The organism is Pedobacter sp. AK013 (genome assembly GCF_014205835.1).
Classification (GTDB): domain Bacteria; phylum Bacteroidota; class Bacteroidia; order Sphingobacteriales; family Sphingobacteriaceae; genus Pedobacter.
Map to the genome: position 1 here is coordinate 49,887 of NZ_JACHCQ010000010.1, position 26,494 is coordinate 76,380.

A 26,494-nucleotide genomic window follows, 5' to 3' on the forward strand; every position below is an offset into this window, starting at 1 on the left:
ATTAACTGCTTATGGATTTAGACACCATAGGTTTCAACAAACTTAAGGCCTAAGCAAAAGATTCTTCACTGCGTTCAGAATGACAAAGCTGTTCAAAACCTGTGAGGGGTGAGAAACGACAATATGAAATGCAGGACCCTGTAAAATAAACCTGATAGAACGGAAAGTCCGCAGCGAAGAATGTGGAGTGAGGACTTGAAGAGATAGCAGGGCTTTCATGGCCCAAAAGCACCGAACCCTGCTTTTCAAAATAATATTGACCACCTAAGTCACCTGAGTGCATGCAAGTGAGGCGTTTAACTAATATTGTTTTAGACCTCACAGGTTTTATAGTAAAAGTCGTCATCTCGACTTCGTTGCAGTTCACTCGAAATGAATGTATCTAGTATGCCAGATTAATTTTTTGCTTTATGCTCAATCACATATTTACCAGCTGCTAAATTTATTTTTCCAATGTTGTTTATCCTGCCATTTATATAATTATCCATTCCACGCGTAAGTGGGAGGTTAATAGTGGCTGTAGAATTTGCAGGAATGGTAATATCGTACCTGATTCCATTGTTAATTCTTTTCCATGCACTTACAATTTTACCATATGGACCAATGTGACTGGCTTCAAAAGAATTTAGGCCCTCCATAATATGCGGATCCAATATCACATGTTTAAAGCCAGGCTGTTTTTCATCTGGCTTAATACCACCTGGCGATTTGTATAACCAAGCCCCAATTTCACCGAACATAATATGGTTCATAGAAATATCCGATTTTGCATCTATAGGCCAGTTTTCGTACAAGGTAGTAGCGCCATTTTCCATCCACCAGCCCCAGCTTGGATAGGTTTTCTGAGCGGCAACTCTATAAGCAATATCACTATAGCCGTTTTCACTCAATGCATTTAAAATGGCCTTTGTGCCCAATAAACCAACATCCAAATGGAAACCATCAGCCTCTACGCGTTTGGCCAGGTTTTCGGCAACAAGGGCAATCGATTCTTCAGGAACAATTTTCCAGTACAACGGAACGCTCATTTCGGTCTGGATACCAGTGTGGTAAATTCCTTTTTCTTTATTCAGGTATTTTGCATTAAAAGCGTTTTTAATTTTTTTTGCGAGAGTGATATACTTTTCATAATCATCATTTTTACCTAAAATTTTTGCTGCCTTTGCCAAAATAACCACATCAGCATAATAATAACAGGTAGAGGTAAGTTCGACAGGAGATTTAGATTTCACCGGAATCCAATCGCCCAAGCCCCAGGTAGTTAAGCCAGTTGGGTAAGTTTCGTCAATGTGGTTTACATATTTTCTGATATTTTCATAACAATCAGCAAGTAGTTTTTTGTCGCCATAAAACAGGTAAATGTTCCATGGTATAATGGCAATGGTACTGGTCCAATCGGGTCCGTTGCCCCATTCGTAACCCCAGCCATCGGTAGGGATAATGGAAGGTAAAACACCATTTGGTTGTTGTTCATCACGGTGATCTGCGAGCCATTTCTCGTAAACGGTAATGCCGTCAAATCCGTAAAGACCCGTTTCTATCGCAATCTGAGCATCGCCCGTCCACCCATTTTTCTCTCTCTGCGGACAATCTGTAGGGTAGCCAAAAAGATTCGACAGGTAAGAATTATTGGTAGCGTAATAGATTTTATTAATGATCGACTCTGAAGATTTAACATTACCCACAACCGGGACATCACTATGCATAAAGTAACCCACCAGATTTTCTTTTTTCAATTCAATAGGGGCAGAACTGCTTACTTCTACATATTGAAAACCTTTATAATTAAAATGTGGCATAAAACTTTGTTCTCCTTTTCCGTTTAAAATCAAAATGTCGGTTTGGAAAGGATCAGTATCATCGGTTGGGCGGTAATGGGCATCAATATTCGATATATCCACATGCCCATTGGTATATAAACGCTCTCCGTGTTTCAGTTTTATCAGCGTTCCTGCAGGGCCACTTAGCGTGATTTTGCTTACCCCTGAAATATTTCTGCCCAGATCGAACAGGTATGTGGTATCGTTAAATTTCCTTAAACTTTTGCTGGCTATCTCTTCAATATTGCGGATAGGGTGTATGGCCTGTGCCACAATATTTTTAGACGGTGCTGAACGGTAAATCACATTTTTCCAATCTGTATCGTCGAAATTTGGCATGTTCCAACCTGCTTTTTCCAGGCGGGCATCGTAGTGTTCGGCGGTATAAATACTATTAAAAATAATCGGACTTAAAGCTGTTTTCCATTCTTTACCCGATTTAATGATTTCGGTTGTGCCATCTTCATAAGTAATATGTACGTCGAGGCAAAAAGTTGGTCTGTTGCGCCATGGTGCACGGTCGAAATACCAAACTGCAGTAGATTGGTGGTTGTACCAACCATTGCCTAACAATACGCCAATAGCATTTTTGCCTTGACTGATGGCCTGGGCTACATCGTAAGTAACGTATAATGTTCGTCTATCAAAACGGGTGTACATCGGGTCCATTCGATGATTGCCAATTTTTTTACCGTTAATAGAGAGTTCGTACAAGCCAGCTGCGGCGATGTATGCCCTGGCCGACCTGATTTTTTTATTTACGGTAAAGGTCTTTCTGAAATAGGGGGCGGGTTTAAGCTGGGTATTCTCGGTATCCGAAATCCAGGCGCCCTGCCAGTTTTCCATTTTCATCATGCCTGTTTCGAAGCTGGCGATATATGCCCTGTTTGATTTCTTTTGCCCTCCATCAGCAATATCTACCCTCCAGAAATATTTAGTAAAAGGTTTTAGTGGCTGGCCCGAATAAATAACCAGATTATTATCTGATTTAACCCAGCCCGTATTCCAAAGTTTTGCATTGGCTTTAACAAGCAAGGCCGAATCGGTATCTAAAAGAATGCGGTAAGCTGTTTGTTTGGCACCTTGGCTGGTATCGTTCATTTGCCAGGTAAAACGTGGGCTAGGATTATCTAAGCCGATGGGGTTAACCAAATATTCGGTTTTTAAAGCGGTAAGTGATTGAGCAAATGTTTTGGAAAGAGGAGCAAGAGCAAAAAATAAAGTAGTTACCTGAAGAAATCTGAGGTTCATAGTTTAAAGGTTATAAAACTAAGGTATTAAAATAATGTGCTGTTATAAGAACGCAATAGAATTTTTACGCATAAAAAAAGACGAGGATTAACTCGTCTTCTTTATCTGTGTAATCAATTAAATCTGTGCAATCACTTTTTAACCTAAGATCTCTTTCAGCTTTTCTGTTTGATGATCAGCCAATTTTTGTAGCGGACCAGATGCCAACATTTTCATCATCATGTTCAGATCAGCTGAGATAATGTGTTTGGCCGTAGTTGTTCCATTTCCGTTATCGGTAACCGTCCATTTTAATTCTACATCAAAAGGTGCTTTTTCGCTCGGAATTGCTGTTATTTCTTGGTTTTCGATACGGCTAGAAATCTTAATAGCCAATTTTGCCATATTCTGTATGGTAAACCGTGCATCATCTTCTGTAGATTCCCAGTTGTAAATATTTTCTGGCATCAGTTGCTGATGATTATTCATATTGGATAGAAATGCATAAACCTCTGTAACCGGTTTATTTACCTCTACTGTGCTTTCAATAACAGTCATTATATATTTTTTATTGGTTTTTGTTTTTATTCAAAACTTAAGACTCCGAACTCAAAACTTGTCCTTGTCCCCATTCTGAAGGGTTTAAACGCCATTTGCCTAATAATTCCATATCACTTTTGGCAATAATGCTGTGCTCGGCAGCATAATCGATTAAAGCGCCATAGTTTGATAGGGTTAAGTAACGGCATTTTGCAGCGGCGAAATTTTCGTCTGCTTTTTCGAAACCATAAGTGAAAATTGCTGCTAAACCAGCTACCGATAAGCCTGCAGCTCTTAGTGCTTCAACAGCCTGTAAACTGCTTTTTCCGGTTGAAATTAAATCTTCGATTACTACCACACGTTGACCTTCTACCACTTCGCCTTCAATTAAACTTCCGGTGCCATGTTCTTTGGCCTTCGCTCTTACATAAATAAAAGGTAAACCAAGCTCTTGAGCTACTAAAACGCCCTGTGGGATACCTGCGGTTGCAACACCTGCAATAACATCTACTGAACCAAACTCTTCTTGTATGGCCTGTGCCAGTTTCTGACGGATGTAAGTTCTAACTTGAGGGTGGGAAAGAGTAATTCTATTGTCGCAATAAATTGGCGATTTCCAGCCTGATGCCCAAGTGAAGGGATTGTTTGGCTGTAATTTAATTGCTTTTATCTGTAATAAAAATTCCGCTACCTTTAATTCAATATCACTTTTATTATACATGGCTCAAAATTACAGATTTATTTGTGTTTGTCATAACGTTTATTAAGCCCCTTTGTTTTACATTGGGGAAAGAAAATTGTAGGAATCGGGATTTGATTTCGACATTCCAATACTACAAATATCGGAAATTTTGATGGATGCTAAAAGCTATTTCTTGCCACTTCCTGTAAATCAGCCAAATAAAGAATCGATAGGATTGAAAATGTATTAAAAATATAACCACCTACAACTGTAACCACTATACAGATGGTGCGTGTGGTTTTGTTCCGATTTTTACAATTTTGCCATTTAGTATTGCCTTAAATTTACGATCTTGTAATGATTAAGGATATGGAATTTAAACAGTTTGTACCTTCAGATACTTTAAAGCCTTATATCAGGCATTATTACATTTTTAAATCGGATGTTGATTCTGTTTTTGAAGATGTGGTGTTTCCTAGCGGGGATATGGAGGTGATATTTAACCTTGGCAATGGAAGTTGGGAGTCTTTTGTAGATAATAGCTTTAAGAAAACCCCGAAGGTTGAATTATGGGGACAGATCACCAAACCTTTATCCATTAGATCAACAGGTAAACACGTTATGTTGGGCATCAAATTTTACACGCATTCTGCATCATACTTTTTTAATGAGCAAATGGGGCTCTTTAATGATTGTATTACCGATCTGCAGGATGTAATAGGAGGTAATGCAAATACCATCCATCAAAAATTATTAGAAACCGAAGACGAGCAGAACAGGATTGATCTGTTAGAAGCGTTTCTTTTAAAAAGATTGATCAGCCAAGAAAAAAAGTCCTTTCATATTACTAAAGTGGCCGATATTTTAAATAGTATTTTAAAAGATGCTTCGATTAGTAATATCACCAATATTGCCTCAAGACACAATATTACTACGCGTTATCTACAGCGGCTATTACAGCAGCATACCGGGCTTTCGCCAAAATCATACGATAAGATTAACCGTTTTCAGCAGAGTTTAAAAATGATCTCTAAAAATGATCAGCCATTTACTGCCATTGCCTATGCTTGTGGATATTTTGATCAATCACACTTTATCAGAGATTTTAAATCTTTCACGGGGCTTACTCCTTCGAGTTATCTGGATAACCTTACTCCAGTAAATCAATTGCTTTTTCCATAACTTTTAATCTGTTCGGATTTGTACAATCCGATGCTTTTTTAGTGATATATCTTTGGTTTATAATCAATTAAAACAAGATATAACATGAATTCTTTTGAGACATTTAAACAACTGCACAAAAACAGCGGTCCGCTTTTAATAGGGAATGTATGGGATGTGAAAAGTGCCGAAACCTTTCAATCGGCAGGCTTTAAAGCGATTGGTATTTCCAGTCAGGCCATTTCTAATGCGCTTGGCTATCCAGATGGTGAAAATCTACCTTTCGAAGATCTGCTCCGCATCAGCCAACGTATTACAAAGGTAGTTGATCTTCCGCTAACGGTTGATATGGAAGCGGGGTACAGCCGCAATTTGGATGGTATTTTGAAAAATATCGAAAAATTGCATGATCGCGGTGCCGTAGGTATTAACCTCGAAGATACCATACCTGGAGAAAAGAGAAGCTTAACACCGGCAGCTTCTTTTGCGGAGACCATTGCTGCTGTAGCGGGACACATCATACAGAAAAGATTGAATATTTTCCTCAACATCCGTACTGATGCTTTTCTGTTGGGATTGCCCAATGCACTGGAAGAAACCCAAAAACGTATTAAACTATATCAGAAAGCAGGCGCCGATGGCATTTTTGTACCTTGTATTACCAAAAGTGAGGACATTGCAACTGTAGTTCAATCTAGTTCCCTACCCATTAATGTAATGTGTATGCCCGATCTCCCAGGCTTTAAAGAACTGGAGTTGCTAGGCGTTAAGCGCATTAGTATGGGCGGTTTCTTTTTCAATAAAGTATACGATTATGCAGGTGTACTTGCCCGCAAAATATTGGCGGAGCAAGAATTTTCCGACATTTTTTCTTAAATATTAATAAATATCGATATGAATTTACCAAAAAGGGCAGAAGATGCCCACTCAGCATTAGCTGCCGCATTTAACACGGGCGATTTGGCCACTGTTCTTAGTATGTACGATACATCAGGCATCATTGTTCCTGAACCTGGGAAACCTGTATCAGGGCGAGTGGAATTTGAAGAAGCGGTTAAAGCAATCTTAGCTATTAAAGGAACAATGGAAATTAAGACCGTTTATTGTCTGCAAGCCGGAAACCTTGCAGTGGGAAGATCGGAGTGGAATATCACCGATGGAGATGAAGTGAAAATAAAGGCAAAAGGGATCGAACTGATGAAACAAGGTGAAGATGGGATATGGAAAATTGTGATCGACCATGCTTTTGGAGCGGAAAGCAGATCTGATCGCTTAGATTACCAATAAGGCAAAGAATCGTCATTTCGAGCAGCGTGCAACGGAGGCTGGAACCACGTAGAACTCAGTGAAGCTTATCTGTTTATATAGATTTTTCTCCCGAAAGTTCGGAACTAAGCTTCAGCCGAAATGACGATTTTTCTTTTTAATATATTGTTATGAATTTGATTCAAATTTCTGTATTTCAGGTGAATATAATCATTATGTAAGCTTAATTTCAGTTCCGATTCATCCTATTTTAGCGCCTTTAGTACCAGTAATTTTAACCATAATAAAAAGATATATTATGAAAACAAACAAGATTTTATTGGCCACTTTACTCCTGATTATAGTTTGCCAAACCAAGAATATTTTGGGTCCGGAAATAAGAAAAATACGCTTAGATAAACAAAAATTATATGAAGTAACAGCAAGATTTGGTAAGGATTTAGCTGTATTCGAAAAAGAAAGAACATCAAAAACAATTATCCATTTTATGGGAGAAGATGGTGCCTGCAAAAGTATTTGCCTGAGTTTTAAACTACCATTTACCTATTTGAATATTGTAACATTATTTGGTACTGACCGTCTTAATCAAAATCTTAAATTTATGATCGTTTTAAAATCAGATTACTTCAGTTCGCATGAACGCCTTACCCGCTTTATTAACGAAAACCACATTAAACGTGAAGATATTTTAGCCATTACACAAGCTCCCAGCTGCCTGACCATCTTTTTCTATGCTGATGATGCTGTTGAAGAAATTACACATGGATTGTTCTCGTGATAAGAATCTTTCGTAATCTTAAACGGTTACCGAAAGCACGGATATACCTTTTGAACCGAATTCGGTTACTTCAGGTCCATTATAATCGCTAACTAAAATATCTACGAGCGATAAATCATTAAACTTTAAGTAGGATGTTTTTCCTATTTTGCTGGCATCGCAAAGCATATAAACACAATCGCTTTGCGATGCCATAGCTAAAGTATTTGAAGCCTCATGCTCACTGCCTGCATATAATCCCTCAGCAGCGATCCCATCTACACCTAAAAAGGCTTTCGAAGCGTGATATCTGGCAATATGTTCGTATGCCATCGTTCCATGAACAGCTTGTCTAGTTGTATCAACCTCACCTCCAATAAGGTTGATGGTTACTGTGCTGTGCTGTAATTCATTTACTACCGGTAGAGAATTGGTAATTACCTTTATTTTTTTGTTTTTGATAAACTGGCATAACCTAAAAGCTGTACTCCCGCAATCGATAAATATAACATCACCATCAATAATGTCTTCTGCAGCCCTTTTACAGATTGCATCTTTTGCTTTTAAATTTACTGCAGCTTTATTGGCAAATGATACAGGTTTTATCAATTCGCTTATTTTCATAGCCCCACCATGGGTGCGGTAAAGCAATCCGTCTTTAGCCATGCTTGCGAGGTCTCTTCTTACCGTCACTTCAGAAACGCCTATTTCTGTCGCCAATTGACGGATCTCAACTTCTCCATGGTGCTCTAAAAGTTCGAGAATTTTATGTGTCCTTTTTTGAAATGTCATAAAAAATGATTTAATTCGATCAAAAATAATCATAATTGATCAAAAATAATCAAAATGAAAAATATTAATATATTAAATACACAAATTCTATCGGATAATTGGTATATACTTAAAAAAGTAAGTTTCGAAATGACGGCAATCGATGGTTCTAAAACCATTTTAGAACGCGAAGCTTATGACAGGGGAAATGGTGCTACAATATTATTATATAATAAAGAGCGCAAAACCGTTGTGCTTACCCGGCAATTTAGAATCCCGACTTTTATTAATGGAAATGATACAGGTTACCTGATTGAGTGCTGCGCCGGACTATTGGATGAGGACAATGCGGAAGATTGTATCAGAAGAGAAACTGAAGAAGAAACAGGGTTTAAAATTGATCATGTAGAAAAAATTTTTGAGGCCTATATGTCGCCCGGCTCGGTTACGGAGCTGTTATACTTTTTTGTTGCAGCATATTCGCATGATATGAAACTACATGATGGGGGTGGGGTGCAAGAAGAAAATGAAGATATAGAAGTTTTAGAACTGCCCTTTGAAAAAACGCTTGAAATGGTCAGATCAGGTGAAATAAAGGATGGTAAAACCATTATGCTGCTACAGTACGCCCAGTTAAAGGGATTAATGTTGTAGTTGATTGTTTGAATTTTGCAATGATTTATTTGATTTGCGTAATTATTCTTAACAAACTGCTGTTTACATTTGTTGTGGTTTAATTAATTTAAATTTTTATGATAGCAACAAAAGGATATGCGGCGCAAAATGCCGAAACTGATCTTGCACCCTGGAATTTTGAGCGCAGGGAAGTAGGGCCCCATGATGTGCAGTTCGAAATACTTTTCTGTGGGGTTTGCCACTCAGATCTACACCAGATACAAAATGATTGGTTTCCGGGAATATTCCCAATGGTTCCCGGGCACGAAATTGTGGGCAGGGTAGTAAAGGTTGGAGATCACGTTAAGAAATTTAAGGTGGGCGATCTTGCCGGTACAGGTTGTATGGTAGATTCTTGTCAGGTTTGCGAAAACTGTAAGCAAGATTTAGAACAATATTGTTTAGAAGGAAATACACAAACATATAATAGTTTAGAAAGAGATGGTAAAACACCAACTTATGGTGGTTATTCTGATACGATTGTAGTAAGGGAAGAATTTGTACTTCATGTATCAGATAAATTAAATCTTGCTGCTGTAGCACCACTTTTATGCGCAGGTATTACCACTTATTCGCCTTTAAAACACTGGAAAGTAGGAGAAGGTCATAAACTGGCTGTATTGGGCTTAGGTGGTTTAGGGCATATGGCGGTGAAATTTGGTGTAGCTTTTGGCGCTGAGGTAACGGTATTAAGTACTTCACCAAAAAAAGAAGCGGATGCCAAAAAATTAGGTGCGCACCATTTTGTGGTAACTACCGATCCGGCACAGGTTAAAGCAGCAAGAGGCACATTCGATTTTATATTAGATACGGTATCTGCAGAACATGATTTTAATATGTATCTTTCTTTATTGAGAACCAATGGTATACACATTTGTGTAGGTGTTCCACCTAAACCCGCAGAAATTGCCGCTTTCAGTTTATTGGGCGGTAGAAAAAGCCTTGCAGGATCGGGCATAGGAGGTATTGCTGAAACTCAGGAAATGTTAGATTTCTGTGCAGAGCACAATATTGTATCAGACATTGAAATAATCGATATAAAGGATATCCACCACGCCTACGAACGTATGGAAAAAGGTGATGTACGCTATCGTTTCGTAATTGATATGGCTACGCTGTAGCTGTAAATATCAGATTGTAATTAATAGGGGTTTAGAGACTGAAATAAAGGTTTCTAAATCCCTATTTGTTTATCAAACAAATAATTTTCTCTAGGCCCGTGTAATTTTATTTTACAAATTCTGAGATAGAGATGTTATGCTCAGATTCTACTTTGGCAATTTGTTTTTTGTTTTCTCTGAACAGATTTTGGAGTGTACCTAGTGAATCTTTAAGGTAAGAGATGGATAACATGTATGAAATCCTGCTTTTGACCTTTTCGGCAAGCAACAATTCGATCAGGATTAGTGCGATTAAAAAAATATAATGGGTAAAGATCAGCTTATTGGTATTCTTGCTTAAAGCAGGCAATCCTAAAGATATTAAAATCATATCTACTATTAGCGGAATACCGATAATGACAATAATTGAGATCGCATTTGCTTTGAGTCTAATGCGTTTTTCAGCCAGTTTTATCTGATCGTTAAAAGCTGAAAATTTATTGTTAAGGGGAGTATTTCTGTTGTTTTGTTGCTGTTCTAGCTTCTGAAGGTCTTTCCCATATGCTATATCTATTTTTCTAACCTGCTCTACTATAGCTGATTCTGCATTGTTAAGCTTTTCTTGATCCTCAACAATAGATTCTTGCTCAGCTATAATTTTGTCCATCACCATCAAATCATCGGGTATGCCATGACGTAACTTTTGCTCTGCGGCAACAATACGGTTATCTAATTGTTTAAACTGTCTTTTAAGTTCAGCAATTTCTTTATTATAATGTTCTTTTTTAGCAGCGTAACTGTTTTCCAAACTTTGCAGTTCGGATGTGTACTCGAAACTTGCCAACAACTGTTCATTGCCGGCAAAACGCTGATAAAGCCCGGTTAATGTGATAAAGAGCACTTCTGTTGATTTTTCTGGATTAGAAAGATCATTTTGGTAGGCTTCCAGATCTTTTTCTGATAATGAAGGTATGGGCATGGTAGATTAAAAAGCTAAAATTATGAAAAATATTTATCGTTGAAGGAATTATAAGCGTTGTTTTCCCTTTAAACATTCCATTATTACTATTAAACCATTTTTTTTACAATCTAGTGTATCAAGAGTTTGATGGTGTAAGATTTTTTTTGAAAACACAAGCTGTTAGCATTCAATTGTTTAAGATCAGTATTTTGATATGTCCGAAATATTTTTTGATTTTTTTTATCAGTTTAATAAATTATTCTATATTTGTACCAAGCAAGGGGTGAGAGCCTTGCATCAATCTTTGATTGAGAGCGTTAATTTAGATAAGGTTACAACATTAATTGTTGTAACCTTTTTTTATATCCTATAAATAACCCAACAATTTTTCTACTTTTAGAGCATTGCAAAATATATAGGTTTCGCAGAAAGAACTCTTTAAATGTAATCGGGAAAGGAGCGGGTTGCTATAAAAAAAAGCACCATTCTCTATTTAATGTGTGTTAAAAATATATGCCAAGAAATTATAGAATTTATATCAACGATAACACTTTGTTTATATCAGATTTTTTGCCAGAGCAAAAAGAAAAAATCCAACAATTAGAATTTCAGGATTTCAATCTGCAAACGTTCTACAAAAAACTAAAAAATGGTTCTAAAAAGAGTTATATTTTCTTGACAAAAAATCCTCAGGAAACCTTTAAAAAATTGAAGAAAGATTGCACCATTATTAAAGCCGCTGGTGGCCTGGTAGAGAGTGCAAATGGTAATTTTTTGTTTATTTTTAGGAATAAAAAATGGGATCTACCCAAAGGAAAGCTAGAAGAAGGTGAAAAAATGAAGGAAGCCGCTGTCCGTGAGGTAGAGGAGGAGTGTGGAATCAGGGTTTTTAAGCGCGAAGAAAAACTTTGTAAAACCTATCATGTTTACCCCATTGGTACTAAAATGGTGATCAAGAAAACCAACTGGTACAAAATGAAGGTTAAAGGCGAACCAAAATTGATACCGCAAAAAGAGGAAGGCATTGATGAAGCAGTTTGGCTGGATAAAAATCACATTTCGCCGGTAGTTAAAAATACTTTTCCATCAATTATGGATGTGCTGAGGGCTGGCGGGATTTTGTAGATTTCTATATTGCTACCGCGATACTGAACTTGTTTCAGCATCTTTTTACTGCAGATAAAAAGAATGAACACAGATCTCATCTTTTTTAGCGGTGTGTCAGATATTTCTATCTGGCACAGAACGGAACAATTATAGGTGGAATTTTAATATACTTTAATACTCAGATGGTAACAGCTAACAGCACAGATTTATTCATAATCCAACTCATCAACTACTTTTTTAACCAGCTTTAAATACTTGCCATAGTAATACCAAGCCCATAGTTCGGTAATTACTCCGATAATCAGAATGGTAATAAAACAGTTTAATAAGATGTAAACGGGTGAAAGCCTGGCTAAAATTTTATTGAAAATAGAAGCCTTTTCTATAAATAAATAAACGGTAATGAATGCGATGCCGATAAAGGCAATAATGTAGGTAAGGGCCTTATATAGTTCGATATTGAGTTTCATTTCGTAGAAAAACCAGAGGATGTTTTTGCGCGTATCTAAACTCATATCGTAAGAGTTTTTATAGAACAGGTAAAACTTAAAAAAATAATAAGCTGTAAATCCGCAGGTGATGGCATAAAACATTAAAAATACCTGATTCATTACGGATGAGAAACCAAAAAGGTAAGGAACAAAGGCCATGAGTATCAAAAAAAAGATCTGGTAGAAAAACTCATGTTTCATTTTCCCTCTTATTTTATCAATTGGGGTATGTGCCTGCTTTATTTTAAGCATATCGGTTGAAATGATGTTTCCTTCTGGACTTTCAGCATTCCATTCATTTTTTATTTCGTCAAAATTCATAACCGTTTTTCTTTATGATGAATTGTAATTTTTCTTTAGTTCTGTTGAGTTTAACCCGCGCATTTACTTCGCTGATGCCCAGGTTTTCGGCAATTTCGCGATGAGATTGATTTTCGAGGAAGAGAAATATCAATGCTTTTTCTATAACATTCAGCTCTTGCATGGCAGTATACAGATAGGCCAGTTTTTCTTCCTTTTCGGCACTTTCATTTACATCTATTATATCAATATTTTCATCCAATGGTGTTTTGTCTACTTTTCTGTTGTCCTTTTTAAAATAGATTAAAGCCGTATTTAAACAGACACGGTACATCCAGGTGGTAAATTTGGCCTTACCCTTAAAAGTAGGATAGGCTTTCCATAGCTGTAACACGATTTCCTGAAACAGATCACGCTGTTCTTCGGCATTGTTCATATACATTTTAGAAATCTTATGTATAATCGCTTTGTGCTGATTGATCAGGGTGAGGAATGTATTTTCTGTTTCTTTCATTTAATATATATCCAATTGGTAACTGATTTTTAAAAACGTTACATTTTTTTTGAAATAAATTGTGGTGTCAGATATTTCTATCTGAGACAAATGATTCAGTATAGAAATAATTATGTCTTAGCGAGACGCTAAGATTAGTTGCGGAGATTAGGTATGTTAAGTAAATAAAACACCCCGTTCTGCGGATACCCTCTGGAAGAGGGGAATACGTATTTACCATTCAGGTGGTAAAACCTGAATGGACATTATAAGAACTATAAAAAATTAAGTGCTTCTTTTGGTACAAATGGACTTACATCGCCATTGTTTCTTAAAATATCGCGGACAATGGTAGAGCTAATGGCAGAATATTCGGGTTTGCTTAAAAGTAAAATGGTTTCTACTTCGGGCATCATGGTCTGGTTGATCTGCGCGATGGCTCTTTCATACTCAAAATCGGCAGCTGAACGGATACCTCTCACCATATATGTGGCATCAATTTTTCGGCAGAAATCTACAGTTAAGCCTTCGTAAGTTTGGATTTCGATATTTTGATAGTCTTTAAAAACAGTTTGTAAAATCTGGAGACGCTGCTCCGCACTTAAAAAATTCTGTTTAGAACTGTTGAGTCCGATGCCCACTACAATTTTATCGAAAAGTGGGGTGGCACGTTGTAAAATGTTTACATGAGCAATGGTGATCGGATCAAAGGAGCCAGGAAATAGCGCTATCTTCATTATTCAAATATAGATTTTTATGCTGAAATTATTAAACACTAAGACATAGCGAACATAAAAAGGAGTATTTTTTTTCTGCAGAAACACGGATTTACACAATACACCCGGTTTAATCTTTTATGATGAAGAAATTAAGAACATTAAGACGTTCAACGGCACTATAACTGAAGCAGGAAAGGCTGCCGCAACGTACCGAATGCTCGCTTTCAGAAAAGAAAATAATATTAGACTGGTTTAAGAAAAGCTTAGGATATTTGCTACCAACTAAACTCAAAAAAGCTGAAGGATGAATTACCGTATTTTCTAGTTTCGGTGTAGCCAGGCTGGCTGTTCAGTTTCATATTACTTTGGTGTTCTACAATTAACAGGCCGTCAGGTTTAAGTAATTGTTGCTCCTTTACCATCACCGGAATCTGTGGAATGTTGGGCATATTGTAGGGTGGATCGGCAAAAATCAGATCGTAAGCGCCGGTCATCTGTTTTAACAATTTAAAAACATCACCTTTACGTACATCAATCTGATCGAACTGATATTGTTTTGCGGTATTTTTAACCCAATTTACGCAGCCATAATCCATATCAACAGCTAAGATGCTTTTTGCCCCGCGTGAGGCAAACTCAAAAGTTAAATTTCCGGTACCACTGAATAAATCAAGTACGGTACAGGTTTCGAAATCATATTTGTTGTTGAGGATATTGAAAAGCGCTTCTTTGGCCATATCCGTGGTTGGGCGTACCGGTAAATTTGCAGGGGGCTGCAAACGGATACCCTTTAATTTGCCGCCAATTATTCGCATAAATCTAAAGCAAGTAGCCCGCTGAAATAGTGCTTAGGCATATCGGCCAATAACTCGCTATTTTGTTTTCCAGCAGGAAGGAAGAAATAAAGTTGGTTAAAATATTTTAATAAGCAGTTGTAATGCTCATCATCTTCGTTTATAATGCCTTGTAAATAAACGGGAATCGTATCGGTTAATCCCAGTTGTTCGATCATTAACAACAGGAAATAATTAAACTCCTCTGCATTTTCTGATTGATAGTGGTTTTGAAAAACAATCTTTTTATCTTTTATGTATAATACATTAAAGGATACTGCTGTAAAATCGATTAATAAAGATTCGCCTGCCAAATGGTTAAATAAAGCCATGAGGGGTTCAGACTGCGGAAATAAAACTGTTTTTTCAGGCAAATTTGCTTTAATATCCTCATCTAAACAAAAAATAGTATTAAAACCCAGCTTATTGTTGTGTTTAGTATAAACTTTAGCCTCGGAACCTAAATACTTTGAATAAACGGCCAGGTTTTCACTATCAAACCACTCATCAGGGATAAAAATAAAATTTGATGTATGGATTGCCGCTTTTACAGCTGCATAGTTTAATGATAAGTAACGATCGGTTTCAAATGCAGATTTTAGCGCTCTCTGTACATCTTCACAGCCTTGTTTATCAAAAATGATATTAATCTCTTCCGTATCTTTACCTACCACAGCATAAGAAAAGCTATCATTCGTTATTTTTAATAATAAATGGCAGTTCGCAGATGCATCAGCTTTAAAATCTGGATCGACTAATAAGAGACTATTGTTACTCATTGAAACAAAAATAGACTTTTTTGAGGATTAACGGTAAGATGAGGTAAATTTTTTGGTTTTGCCCCGAGTGCTTTAGTTTTTTACTATGGAAACATGGTGCTCATGGAAATAAATCCTAGTCATTTTGCCTACTAATTATCCAATGAATATTTTTACACCCAAAATACCCTAGTTCACTTGAGCAAATTAATATTCGCCCAAAAATATACAATTAACGTTGTGTTCTTTGAGCCTTCGTAGTTAATCTTGTCTCTGCACTTAAAAGAAGATCAAAAATATCTGTGTTTATCTGTGAAAATCTGTGGTAAAAATGTCTGTGTTTTTTTACCAAAATCAAACCTTTAGGATATTCAAAAATCGAAATATTCGGCTTAAATTCGGAACATGAGTTATAAGCCTACCTACAAAGCGGCAAACACGATTGCAGCAACTATTGAGCAACATTTTGTTAAACTGCATAAAAATGCAATTGCACAGGGTGAGATAGATTTGGCTACTCAACCAGATCAAAAAATAATTGAAGCAATAATTGATGTTGCTTTTTGGAGCAGCTTACGTAAGGAGGAGGGACATTCGCCACGGATTTCGATTGCTTTTTTACCTCCTGAACAAACCTCGAAACCATTGCATTTTGCCAAAAAGCTAACGTTAAATGCGAATACCTTAACCAAAATAGCACCTGGGATTGAACGTTCTGGCATCCATTTGGGCGTTTGGGAAGAAGATGGTGAACTTTATATCTGGGGCACAACCCTTAATATTCCGAACTTTTGTTTTGTAGTTGATGTTTCTGAACCTGGCTTAATTGTAATTAAACACCGAAGGATTTATGGCATTGGTAAGTTTACGAACGTTGCTGTGCTAAAAGGGGAGCAGATCCGCATTGTAGACGATAGAAGCTGTACGAATAAGGATTGCCCGCCTATTTTACAGGCCTTGCTAGATCTCACTGTTTTAGCCAGCTGGAATGATCCGATCAATATTTTGATTCAATTTTCGGTTTCTATGCGTGCTCATGGTCGGGGGGGAGCCTTGTTAATTGTGCCGAAAGGCGATACGAAGTGGGAAGAATCGATTATCCACCCGATACAGTATTTGATAGAACCTCCATTTTGTGGGTTATCCAATCTTGCAAAACAAAGCGGTAACCAGAGCGAAATTTTTTCGCAGGGAGCTGTGCGCCGCGAAGTTGATCATTTGGCAGGTTTAACAGCTGTTGATGGTGCAACAATCATTAACGAAGAATTTGATCTGATTGCATTTGGTGCAAAAATCGGTCGTGCTAAAGGTAAACCAACGGTAGAACAGATTGCATTTTCGGAGCCCATTGTTGGTGGTGAAGATAAGATTCTTTATCCGGGACAGCTTGGTGGTACACGGCATTTTTCTGTGGCACAGTTTGTTAACGATCAGCCGCAGTCTATTGGTTTGGTAGCCTCTCAGGATGGCCATTTTACTATTTTCAGTTATAGCAAAAAACAAAATATGGTAATGGCGCATCGTATAGAAACCTTACTTTTGTAATAGGCTGGGCAGAGCACATAGAGCTTAGCGATTATAGATTTGAAAAGGTGCTGTACAGCCAGTTGGTTGCTGTAGTCCGTTTTTCTGCTAAATCCCCGATGAAGAATCGGGGGATATCGCTCCAATACGGTTTAGTTAACCCAGACCTAATGCCGAAAACTCAGACTCTATTTTACACACCTAAAACAGTTAACCAATTTATACAATTGACCCTAAATGATTCAGGATAAAAGCCAGCTTATTGCCTCTGCATACGAACATAGTCCAACCAAAGAGCAATTGCTTTTTTGCGAACGGATGGCGTTGTTTTTGCAACAGGACGATGAGTACCGCTGTTTTGTGCTAAAAGGTTATGCCGGTACGGGTAAAACTACTTCTGTAGCAGCTTTGGTAAAGGTTTTGAAACAATTTAACCTGCGTAGTGAGTTATTGGCCCCAACCGGAAGGGCTGCGAAAGTAATGAGTCAATATTCTTTTCGAAAGGCTTTAACTATACATAAACGAATTTACCGAAAGCGTTCAGCAGCATCGCCAGAAATGCAGTTTCAGTTGGCACCGAACCTTGCCGAAAATACATTGTTCATTATTGATGAGGCTTCCATGATCGCCGATGAATTTAATGAAACAGGTTCTTCGATATTGAGAGATCTGCTCGAGTTTGTATATAATACCAAAAATTGTTTTTTGCTTTTTGTTGGCGATACGGCACAATTGCCTCCAGTTGGAAGTTTAGATAGCCCCGCATTAAACGAACAGTACCTTAAAGATAAATTCGCTTTAACGGTTTCATCGGTTGAGTTAAAGGAAGTGGTTCGTCAGGGACGGAAATCGGGTATCTTGGCCAATGCTACCATGTTGCGGAACCAGATTGCTAAAAATCCTGAAAAACCATTACCTAAATTCCTGACTAAAAGTTACACCGATATTTACAACATGCCTGGTGCACGTTTGGTGGAAGGGTTGGAGTATGCTTACCGAAAATTCGGCATGGAAAATACCCTGGTGGTTTGCCGTTCCAATAAATCGGCCAATGTATATAACCAACAGATTAGAGCAAGGTTGCTATACCGCGAAGAAGAATTAACAGGTGGTGATCAGATTATGGTGGTGCGGAATAACTATTTCTGGCTGCCTGAGAACGAGGATACTGCTTTTATTGCCAATGGTGATATGGCAAAGGTGATTCGTGTGAGGGGAGAAGAAGAACGTTATGGATTCCGTTTTGCCGACGCCACCTTAGAGTTTATGGATTTTCCTGCTGCGGGGCAGATAAGCTGCAAAGTAATGTTGGATACGCTCAATTTAGAAAGTGCTAATCTGCCTTATGAGCAGAATAAAAAGTTATTTGATGGGCTTAATGAAGATTACGAGCACATTGCCAATAAAAGGCAACGGATGCTGGCCATTAAGGCCGATCCTTTTTATAACGCCCTACAAATTAAATTTGCTTATGCGGTAACCTGTCATAAAGCCCAGGGTGGGCAGTGGGATGCTGTTTTTGCTGACCAAGGTTATCTGACTGAAGAAATGATCGATCTGGATTTTCTCCGCTGGTTATATACTGCCGTAACGCGAGCAAAAAAAGAGTTATATTTAGTCAATTTTGCGCCTCAGCTTTTCGCGAAGACAGCGCAGGAAGATTATTTTTAGTGGCTATCGTCATGCTGAATTTATTTCAGCATCTATTTTGCGAAGAGGCCCTGAAATAAATTCAGGTTGACGATCAAGGTAAGATAGTGAGCTAAGAATTTTAAATACCAACCAATTATATGATGAAATTTGCCTTTAGCCTTAAAAATAAGCTGAAAATTGCTGTTTTGCTTTTCTGTATCATGTGTTGTACTTTATTAATCCGTTTTTTAGAGGATAAAAGTGTAGAACGGATTAACGAATCATTTATTTCCATGTACAATGACAGGCTTGTTCCGGCAACAGACCTATATTTTATTGCCGAAAACCTGTATTATAAAAATGAGATCCTTCAAGATATATTGTTGGATAACGGCATTATTCATCCCTCAGTGGGAATGGTGAAAATGAATAAGCACAATCGTAAAATAGATTCTGTAATTAATAAATATGAACTTACTTTATTGGTAAAGCAGGAAAAAAGTTTTCTAAACGATCTTAAAAGTGCATTAACCATTCAGCAAGGATTGGAGGCTAAAATTTTGAACGTGGCTGGTACAGAAGGTAGGACAATTTATGAGTCGTTAGGCAGGAAAGCGACAAACCAGACTTTAGCCAAACTTTCGGCGCTCATTAAAATACAATCTAAAGTCGGGAACGAGCTGATTAAAGGATCAGAAATTTTTGTTTCCGGAACTAAGATCTATTCCACTTTGCAAGTTATTTTGGCCATAGTAATCGGAATTATGATCGTGGCCATAGTTTCGGCCTCGAACGCAGTGAAAATTCAGAACGAGAAATTTAATTTGAACTAATTCCTACGGTTTTTTTGCCACGGAGGCACAGAAATCACAGAAAATTATTCGGTGTTAATCTGTGTTTCCGTGGCTAATTATAGCTAAACTGTGCTTGTCCTTTTGATCCGTGGCGATTTTATTCTGCTTCGTCGTCTGTAATCAGTCTGATCGAATCGTCAGAAAGCATAATTAAGCGTTCTTTGTATAATGAACCTATGGTTTTTTTAAAAGCACTTTTACTGATCTGGAAACGATGGTAAATGTCTTCTGGTGAACTTTTGTCGCCTAATTCAATCACACCACCACTTTTTTTCAGTTCTTTTAACACCATCTCTTTCGAATCGAGGATATGACCATAACCGCTAGGTTGCAGGGTTAAATCGATCTTGCCTTCTACACGGATTTTCTTGATCCAGCCTTTACGCAGATCACCTGGTTGGATATTATCGAAAACCTCATTATTGTATAGCAAACCGATATAAGTATTATTAATAATGGCGTTGAAACCAAGATCGGTTTCTTCCGTAATCAATAAACTTACTTCGTCGCCTTCTTCAAAATCGAAGTCCTCTTCTTCAACAAAATCATATAGTTTAGAGGAAGCCAATAAGCGACCGTTACTTTCGTCTAAATACAGGTAAACCACATATTTGTAGCCTTTTTGCATTGGCCTTTTTTGCTCACGATCCGGCACATATACGTCTTTATCAATACCGAGATCCATAAAAACGCCGTCATCACCATCAGAAACCACTTTCAAAAAAGCAAAATCGCCCACCTCGGCATATGCTTTTTGAGTAGTCCCCGTTAAGCGGCCGTCTTTCTGCACAAATACAAAAACATTAATGTTATCGCCTATTTCTACACCATTCGGCACATATTGGTAAGGTAGCACCACTAGTTTATCGCCGTCGGTTAAGTTTAATCCAGCCTCAGTTTTGCTTAAAATTCTTAACTCGTTGTATTTTCCTATTTCAATCATTTGTTTTGGGTTTAACCATTTTCTTCAATGGCTTTTGTTGCAAAGGTAGCAATGTTTAGCTGCAAATTGGTTTTAAATCTGTCGGAAAGGTGCTGCAGTGTTTGCTGAGAATTACAGTTGCAAAATAATTAAATCAGCTATTTCTAATCAGTACGTCATGCTGAATTTATTTCAGCATCTTTTGTGTAATAAAGACCCTGAAATAAATTCAGGATGACGACCCTTGTATAATTAACGACGATTAGAGAATTAAGGGCAGTAATTGAAAAAAATATATATTTTAGCAGCTTATCTAAAATTAAATCTACAATATGAACAAGCAGATTCCCCCGTTTTTTTTAAGCGATGAATATTTTATTGATGAGAAAGTAAACTTTTTAAAGTTTGCGAACGAGTACAAAGTTTACAACGATCAGGGTGCTCAGATCGGGATTATTAAACAACGTATTTCTGGCTGGCACAAGGTTCTAACCTTGTTGGTTGATAAGCGAATGATGCCTTTTAAATTAGAAATTACCGACACCAACGATCAGTTGCAGGCTACCATTACCAGAGGCTGGACATTCTGGATGTCGAAAATTATTGTTACCGATCCGTTAGGTGTTGAAGTGGGTATTATTAAACAAAAATTTAAATTATTTAAGCCAACTTTTACCATTTCGAGTCCAACATCGGGAGAGGAGATTGCAAAAATATCTGGCGATTGGAAAGCCTGGAATTTCAGCATTACCAATAATGCAGGCGCCGAAATGGGCAAAATAAATAAAAAATGGGCTGGCGCTTTGAAAGAAGTTTTTACCACAGCCGATAAATACAATGTTTCTATCGATCCCAGTTATGCAGAAAGCAACCAGAAAGTAGCAATTGTAGCCACTGCCATTACCATCGATATGGTTTTGAAGGAAAGTAAGTAGGATAATTATTGAATTAGAGAATGATTGAATTATTGATTGAGAATATCCCTCGAATAAATTACATTCTCTAATTCAATAATTCCGTCATTTAATCATTTCTTTGGGCTAAATTTGGAACCTACAATTTAAGGTATCTTCATTTGATATGGAAAAAACCAAAGAAGCCAAAAAACCAAGTATTTTTAGTTTACTTGGAAACTACAGGGGCTTAATTTTTATGCTAATCCTGTTTGCATTGCTCAGTAACGGCATCAACTTACTCTTACCGAAGATTATTGCCGGTGGTATCGATTCTTATACCAACAAAACTTTTAATCTTCAATCCATCCTGCTTCAGTTCTCGCTGGCCATTGTTCTGGTTTTTATTTTTACTTATTTACAGAGCATTGTACAAACCTATGCTTCTGAACGTGTAGCAAGAGATTTAAGAACCAGGTTGTCTGATCAGATTTCGAGGCAAAGCCATGCCTACATTATTCAGGCTAACCCCTCAAAACTGTTGACTAACCTTACGGCCGATGCCGATTCGATCAAAATGTTTGTTTCGCAGGCTATCGTTTCTATCTGTTCATCTATATTTTTAATTGTTGGGGCGAGTATTTTGCTCTTAATGATCAACTGGAAACTGGCACTTTGTGTTATTGCAATTGTGCCGATTATTGGCGGTGCATTTTTTTATGTATTAAGTAAAGTAAAAGTGCTTTTCAAAAAGAGCAGAGAAGTGATTGATTGGTTGAATAAAGTAATCAGCGAAAGTATTTTAGGTTCAGCTTTAATACGGGTAATTAACTCTCAAACTTTAGAATACAATAAATTTTTGGATGCAAATGCCAAAGCGAGAGATTTAGGGATATCCATCTTGCGAATGTTTGCAGCCTTGATCCCGGTTATTGTTTTTACAGCCAATTTATCTGGTTTGTGCATTTTGGTGCTGGGCGGTCATTTTGTAATTACCAATTCGATGACGTTGGGAGAGTTTACGGCTTTTAGCAGTTACCTCACGCTCATCATATTTCCTATTTTGGTAATCGGTTTCATGAGCAATGTTATTGCACAGGCTACAGCATCCTATCAAAGGATAGAAAGTGTGCTGAATGCTGCCGAGGTTAAACATCCGGGTACGCTGAAAAGACAATTAAAGGGTGATGTAGAAGTGAAAGATATTACCATGAATTTCGGTCAAAAACCGGTTTTAAAATCGGTTTCGTTTTCTGCAAAAGCAGGCTCTAAAACGGCCATTATTGGGCCTACGGCTGCGGGTAAAACACAATTGCTCTATATTTTAACAGGTTTGATAGATGCCGATTCGGGATCGGTATTGTTTGATGGTGAAGCAATTAAACAATACAATCAGGAGAATTTCCATCAACAGGTTGGTTTTGTATTTCAGGACAGTATTATGTTCAACATGAGCATTAGGGAAAATATTGCCTTTAGCGATACCGTTACAGACGAATCGCTGGCAAAGGCCATTGCTACAGCCGAACTTAAAGATTTTGTAAGCGCTTTGCCCGATCAGTTGAACACCATTGTTTCTGAACGTGGAAACAGCCTTTCGGGTGGACAAAAACAACGGATTATGCTGGCCAGGGCCTTAGCTGTGAATCCGAAAATCTTATTGCTCGATGATTTTACTGCCCGTGTTGATACCAATACAGAGAAAAGAATTCTGGAAAATATCCAGCAAAATTATCCAGGTTTAACTTTACTATCCATTACACAAAAAATAGCGTCTGTTGAACATTACGACAAAGTGATCTTGCTGATGCAGGGCGAAATCATTGCAGAAGGAACCCATCAGGAATTGTTAAAAAGCAGTCCTGAATATGTTCAGATTTACAATTCACAACAGAGCACCAGTAATTATGAACTACAATCTTAACCAGCTTAGCACCAGGCAGGAAAAGCAATCTACTTATAAAGCACTGAAAAGCCTGCTTAAACTCATTTCAGTTGAACGTAAAAACCTTTGGCTGGCACTAATTGCCATTTTGGTAAATTCAGGCTTATTGCTTTTAGGGCCACTGTTGGTGGGCCATACAGTTGATACTTATATCCGCACCAAACAGTTTCATGGTGTGCTTGTTTTTGGCGGTATACTCTTGGTAATGTATATGATTGCCATGGTAACCGGTTACACTCAAACCAGGTTAATGGGTGGGGTAGGCCAGCGGATGTTATACACTTTACGTAATGCCATTTTTAATAAATTACAGGAATTACCCGTTTCTTTTTTTAACCAGAACAAAGCGGGTGACCTGATTTCGAGGGTGAATAACGATACCGATAAGCTGAACCAGTTTTTCTCGCAGTCGCTAATGCAGTTTATCGGCAGTATTGTAACCATGATCGGTGCAGGTATTTTTCTGCTTTCGATTAACACGGCGCTTGGCGCGGCAACACTTTCGCCGGCGGTTGTAATTGTACTTTTTACATTAGCTTTATCGCCTTGGGTAAAAGGAAAAAATGCTAAAAATTTAAAAAGTGTTGGTAGTATGAGCGCCGAAATACAGGAAAGCCTAAACAACTTTAAGGTGATTATTGCCTTTAACCGGAGGGATTATTTTAGGAAGCGTTTTAACGAAGCCAATACCGAAAATTATAAAACGGCGATTGGTGCAGGTTTGGCCAACAATATTTTTGTGCCTGTTTACGGGCTATTATCGAGTATTGCGCAATTAATTACCTTACTTTTTGGGATTTATTTAATTTCCACGGGAAATTTCACCTTAGGTTTATTGGTGAGTTATATTTCTTATACCACCAATTTTTATAATCCGCTGAGGCAGTTGGCCGCACTTTGGACTAGTTTTCAGGTTGCCATGGCAGGTTGGGACAGGATATCGCAAATCTTGTCATTAGAGAGCAACTTAAAACAGGTTAAAGTTGACGAAAATATTACCTCTGATGCTGCTTTGCTCGAATTTAAAAATGTTCATTTTTCTTATGATGGTAGTAAAGAAATTTTGCATAACATTAACTTAAGGTTCGAAAAGGGTAAAACTTACGCCCTAATTGGACCAACCGGAGGTGGAAAAACCACAACTGCCTCACTAATCTCACGTTTATACGATGCCACAAAAGGAACTGTTTTATTAAACGGCAAGGATATCCGTTCGTTTTCGGCAGAACAACGGACACAAAAAATCGGTTTCATATTGCAAGAGCCATTTTTATTTACCGGATCTGTAAAAGAGAATATTTTATATGGCAACAGTTTATATAAAGAGGTAAGTGATGAGCAACTGGAGAAAATAATTGAAGAGGCTAACCTAAATGCACTTTTAGCCATATTTGATGAAGGATTAAATACGCAGATTACTTCAGCGTCAGACAGTATCAGTTTGGGACAGAAACAGCTGATTGCTTTTATGCGTGCTGTGCTCAGAAATCCTGAATTATTGATTCTTGATGAAGCTACAGCCAATATCGATACCATAACTGAACAACTTTTGGGAAGCATTTTAAATAAACTATCAAAAGAAACTACATTGGTAATTATTGCCCACCGCTTAAATACTATTGAAAATGCCGACGAAATTTATTTTGTAAATGAAGGCGAAGTGCAAAAAGCTGGTACACTGAGTGATGCATTAAATATGTTGCTGAAAGGAAAACGGGTAAGTTGATATATTTACGAGCATGGATCTCGCAGGTTTTTAAAACCTGCGAGATTTGATCAAACAATTAAAAACACAAATGAAAAAATATTTCTTCTCTCTAGCCTTTTCGGCCTTAAGCTTAGCTTCTTTTGCACAAAGTGTAGGGCAAAATCTTTTTGTTCAGGATAGTTTAAAATTGATTTCTTCACAGTTTAAGTTTACTGAAGGTGCATCTGTTGATAAACAGGGAAACGTTTTTTTTACTGATCAACCAAACGATAAGATCTGGAAATACGGTATTGATGGTAAACTGAGCCTATATATGGATAAATCGGGTAGGGCAAATGGAACTTATTTTGATAAGAAGGGAAACTTAATTGTGTGTGCCGACGAACATAACGAGATCTGGTCTATCGATAAAAACAAGAAAATAAAAGTACTCTTCAGCGATTATGAGGGTAAAAAAGTAAACGGACCCAATGATATCTGGTTAGATGCCAAAGGTGGAATTTATTTTACTGATCCTTACTATCAGCGCGATTACTGGACGAGAAAATCACCGGAGATTCAAGGTCAAAAGGTGTATTATCTTCCGAAAGGGAAAAAGGAGGCTGTCATAGTTGCAGACGATGTGATGAAACCAAACGGAATTGTGGGGACACCAGACGGTAAATTTTTGTATGTAGCCGACATGGGTGCGAATAAAACCTACCGTTATCGTATTGGCACCGACGCCAAATTAACGGACAGACAACTTATCCTCAACCAGCATTCTGATGGGATGACTTTAGATAGTAAGGGAAATATTTATGTCACCGGAAAAGGGGTGAATATTTACAAACCAACAGGCGAACAAATCGGTCATATTGAAGTGCCTGAACAGTGGTGTGGTAATATTTGTTTTGGTGGAAAAGATAAAAACTTGCTTTTTATTACGGCTTCAAAATCGCTGTATGTTATTTCTACTAGTGCAAAGGGAGTAGAGTAATAGTGTGTTATAGTCGTTTAAAAGGCATTTTTAGCTGAAAAAGCAAAGATGAATTAAGCCGAAAAAAAAATCTGTTCAGTTTATTCAACCCCAAAAAATATAAAATGCATTAATTAGTTTTGAAATTCCTACTTATAGGGATAGACGACTATGAAAAAGCCCTCTCAGGATTGAAGGGCTTTTTTAATTTAATTATCCCGTCCTAAAATAATCACAAAAAAAATGCTGATAATCTACTTCAGCATCTACTTGAGTTCTGCTATTCTATATTACAATCCGAAATGAATTAAAATGCTGGAAAGCTGAGAATTAATTTGAATATGATGTGGACTTAAAAGGAGTCAAGTATTAGCCTTGTTGAGTAACACATCGT

The 26,494-nt window shown here is 37.5% G+C and carries 25 protein-coding genes; 14 read left to right on the forward strand and 11 right to left on the reverse strand.

Going from position 1 to position 26,494, the window contains the following annotated elements:
• Window positions 1-395 precede the first annotated feature (395 nt).
• The 3 genes from HDC90_RS08835 to pyrE form a co-directional block, all read right to left on the reverse strand.
• Window positions 396-3,071: an alpha-L-rhamnosidase gene (locus HDC90_RS08835; RefSeq protein ID WP_184465600.1), complete on the reverse strand. Its 2,676-nt coding sequence runs from the start codon at window positions 3,069-3,071 to the stop codon at window positions 396-398.
• A gap of 138 nt (window positions 3,072-3,209) precedes the next feature.
• Complete coding sequence (locus HDC90_RS08840) at window positions 3,210-3,608, reverse strand: SRPBCC family protein (RefSeq protein WP_184465601.1); 399 nt, start codon at window positions 3,606-3,608, stop codon at window positions 3,210-3,212.
• Between the two features lie 37 nt (window positions 3,609-3,645).
• Entirely contained in the window at window positions 3,646-4,311 is a 666-nt protein-coding gene (gene pyrE / locus HDC90_RS08845; RefSeq protein WP_086547031.1) for an orotate phosphoribosyltransferase, read from the reverse strand.
• A 318-nt stretch (window positions 4,312-4,629) separates the two neighbouring features.
• Here pyrE and HDC90_RS08850 point away from each other — a divergent pair, with 318 nt between their 5' ends.
• The 4 genes from HDC90_RS08850 (at window position 4,630) to HDC90_RS08865 (ending at window position 7,477) form a co-directional block, all read left to right on the forward strand.
• Window positions 4,630-5,454 carry a response regulator transcription factor gene (locus HDC90_RS08850; protein ID WP_184465602.1) on the forward strand — a complete coding sequence of 275 codons (825 nt, stop codon included), beginning with the start codon at window positions 4,630-4,632 and terminating at the stop codon, window positions 5,452-5,454.
• Window positions 5,455-5,538: 84 nt separating this feature from the next.
• Window positions 5,539-6,309, forward strand: a complete 771-nt coding sequence (locus HDC90_RS08855) for an isocitrate lyase/phosphoenolpyruvate mutase family protein (RefSeq protein WP_184465603.1) — start codon at window positions 5,539-5,541, stop codon at window positions 6,307-6,309.
• Window positions 6,310-6,327: 18 nt separating this feature from the next.
• On the forward strand, window positions 6,328-6,720 hold the full coding sequence (locus tag HDC90_RS08860; RefSeq protein ID WP_184465604.1) for a DUF4440 domain-containing protein: 393 nt from the start codon (window positions 6,328-6,330) through the stop codon (window positions 6,718-6,720).
• A gap of 277 nt (window positions 6,721-6,997) precedes the next feature.
• Window positions 6,998-7,477, forward strand: coding sequence for a hypothetical protein (locus HDC90_RS08865; protein ID WP_184465605.1), 480 nt, complete (start codon window positions 6,998-7,000; stop codon window positions 7,475-7,477).
• Between the two features lie 18 nt (window positions 7,478-7,495).
• Here HDC90_RS08865 and HDC90_RS08870 read toward each other — a convergent pair whose 3' ends face one another.
• Window positions 7,496-8,248 carry a DeoR/GlpR family DNA-binding transcription regulator gene (locus HDC90_RS08870; RefSeq protein WP_184465606.1) on the reverse strand — a complete coding sequence of 251 codons (753 nt, stop codon included), beginning with the start codon at window positions 8,246-8,248 and terminating at the stop codon, window positions 7,496-7,498.
• A gap of 54 nt (window positions 8,249-8,302) precedes the next feature.
• On the opposite strand from HDC90_RS08870, the gene nudK reads away from it, so the two are divergent.
• Both nudK and HDC90_RS08880 read left to right on the forward strand, forming a co-directional pair.
• A complete protein-coding gene (gene nudK / locus HDC90_RS08875; protein ID WP_184465607.1) occupies window positions 8,303-8,881 on the forward strand; it encodes a GDP-mannose pyrophosphatase NudK in 579 nt (192 codons plus the stop codon).
• A gap of 98 nt (window positions 8,882-8,979) precedes the next feature.
• Complete coding sequence (locus HDC90_RS08880; RefSeq protein WP_184465608.1) at window positions 8,980-10,023, forward strand: NAD(P)-dependent alcohol dehydrogenase; 1,044 nt, start codon at window positions 8,980-8,982, stop codon at window positions 10,021-10,023.
• A 106-nt stretch (window positions 10,024-10,129) separates the two neighbouring features.
• Here the strand turns inward: HDC90_RS08880 and HDC90_RS08885 are convergent, their stop codons facing one another.
• Window positions 10,130-10,981, reverse strand: a complete 852-nt coding sequence (locus HDC90_RS08885) for a hypothetical protein (RefSeq protein WP_184465609.1) — start codon at window positions 10,979-10,981, stop codon at window positions 10,130-10,132.
• 495 nt (window positions 10,982-11,476) lie between these two features.
• Here HDC90_RS08885 and HDC90_RS08890 point away from each other — a divergent pair, with 495 nt between their 5' ends.
• A complete protein-coding gene (locus tag HDC90_RS08890) occupies window positions 11,477-12,088 on the forward strand; it encodes an NUDIX hydrolase (protein WP_167295026.1) in 612 nt (203 codons plus the stop codon).
• A gap of 188 nt (window positions 12,089-12,276) precedes the next feature.
• Here HDC90_RS08890 and HDC90_RS08895 read toward each other — a convergent pair whose 3' ends face one another.
• The 5 genes from HDC90_RS08895 to HDC90_RS08915 form a co-directional block, all read right to left on the reverse strand.
• Window positions 12,277-12,882: a hypothetical protein gene (locus HDC90_RS08895; RefSeq protein WP_184465610.1), complete on the reverse strand. Its 606-nt coding sequence runs from the start codon at window positions 12,880-12,882 to the stop codon at window positions 12,277-12,279.
• Window positions 12,872-13,375 (reverse strand): RNA polymerase sigma factor, encoded by a 504-nt coding sequence (locus HDC90_RS08900; RefSeq protein WP_184465611.1) that lies wholly within the window; start codon window positions 13,373-13,375, stop codon window positions 12,872-12,874. Before HDC90_RS08900 ends, HDC90_RS08895 begins: the two co-directional genes overlap by 11 nt.
• Window positions 13,376-13,629: 254 nt before the next feature.
• The gene (gene coaD / locus HDC90_RS08905; RefSeq protein ID WP_184465612.1) at window positions 13,630-14,091 is read right to left on the reverse strand and encodes a pantetheine-phosphate adenylyltransferase; all 462 of its coding nucleotides are present in this window, start codon (window positions 14,089-14,091) and stop codon (window positions 13,630-13,632) included.
• Between the two features lie 257 nt (window positions 14,092-14,348).
• Window positions 14,349-14,888 carry a 16S rRNA (guanine(966)-N(2))-methyltransferase RsmD gene (gene rsmD, locus HDC90_RS08910; RefSeq protein WP_184465613.1) on the reverse strand — a complete coding sequence of 180 codons (540 nt, stop codon included), beginning with the start codon at window positions 14,886-14,888 and terminating at the stop codon, window positions 14,349-14,351.
• Entirely contained in the window at window positions 14,879-15,685 is an 807-nt protein-coding gene (locus HDC90_RS08915; RefSeq protein WP_184465614.1) for a DUF3822 family protein, read from the reverse strand. Before HDC90_RS08915 ends, rsmD begins: the two co-directional genes overlap by 10 nt.
• Window positions 15,686-16,069: 384 nt before the next feature.
• On the opposite strand from HDC90_RS08915, the gene HDC90_RS08920 reads away from it, so the two are divergent.
• The 3 genes from HDC90_RS08920 (at window position 16,070) to HDC90_RS08930 (ending at window position 19,653) form a co-directional block, all read left to right on the forward strand.
• On the forward strand, window positions 16,070-17,209 hold the full coding sequence (locus HDC90_RS08920) for a putative sensor domain DACNV-containing protein (RefSeq protein WP_184465615.1): 1,140 nt from the start codon (window positions 16,070-16,072) through the stop codon (window positions 17,207-17,209).
• Window positions 17,210-17,425: 216 nt separating this feature from the next.
• Window positions 17,426-18,859, forward strand: coding sequence for an ATP-dependent RecD-like DNA helicase (locus HDC90_RS08925; RefSeq protein ID WP_184465616.1), 1,434 nt, complete (start codon window positions 17,426-17,428; stop codon window positions 18,857-18,859).
• A gap of 119 nt (window positions 18,860-18,978) precedes the next feature.
• Window positions 18,979-19,653 (forward strand): MCP four helix bundle domain-containing protein, encoded by a 675-nt coding sequence (locus HDC90_RS08930; RefSeq protein WP_255497565.1) that lies wholly within the window; start codon window positions 18,979-18,981, stop codon window positions 19,651-19,653.
• 118 nt (window positions 19,654-19,771) lie between these two features.
• Here HDC90_RS08930 and HDC90_RS08935 read toward each other — a convergent pair whose 3' ends face one another.
• Window positions 19,772-20,617 carry a S1 RNA-binding domain-containing protein gene (locus HDC90_RS08935; protein ID WP_184465617.1) on the reverse strand — a complete coding sequence of 282 codons (846 nt, stop codon included), beginning with the start codon at window positions 20,615-20,617 and terminating at the stop codon, window positions 19,772-19,774.
• Window positions 20,618-20,928: 311 nt separating this feature from the next.
• On the opposite strand from HDC90_RS08935, the gene HDC90_RS08940 reads away from it, so the two are divergent.
• The 4 genes from HDC90_RS08940 to HDC90_RS08955 all read left to right on the forward strand — a co-directional run bounded on the left by HDC90_RS08940 (window position 20,929) and on the right by HDC90_RS08955 (window position 26,121).
• Entirely contained in the window at window positions 20,929-21,531 is a 603-nt protein-coding gene (locus HDC90_RS08940; protein ID WP_184465618.1) for an LURP-one-related/scramblase family protein, read from the forward strand.
• A 145-nt stretch (window positions 21,532-21,676) separates the two neighbouring features.
• Window positions 21,677-23,413, forward strand: coding sequence for an ABC transporter ATP-binding protein (locus HDC90_RS08945; RefSeq protein ID WP_184465619.1), 1,737 nt, complete (start codon window positions 21,677-21,679; stop codon window positions 23,411-23,413).
• Window positions 23,358-25,160, forward strand: a complete 1,803-nt coding sequence (locus HDC90_RS08950; protein WP_255497567.1) for an ABC transporter ATP-binding protein — start codon at window positions 23,358-23,360, stop codon at window positions 25,158-25,160. Before HDC90_RS08945 ends, HDC90_RS08950 begins: the two co-directional genes overlap by 56 nt.
• Window positions 25,161-25,230: 70 nt before the next feature.
• A complete protein-coding gene (locus HDC90_RS08955; RefSeq protein WP_184465620.1) occupies window positions 25,231-26,121 on the forward strand; it encodes an SMP-30/gluconolactonase/LRE family protein in 891 nt (296 codons plus the stop codon).
• Window positions 26,122-26,494: the final 373 nt, after the last annotated feature.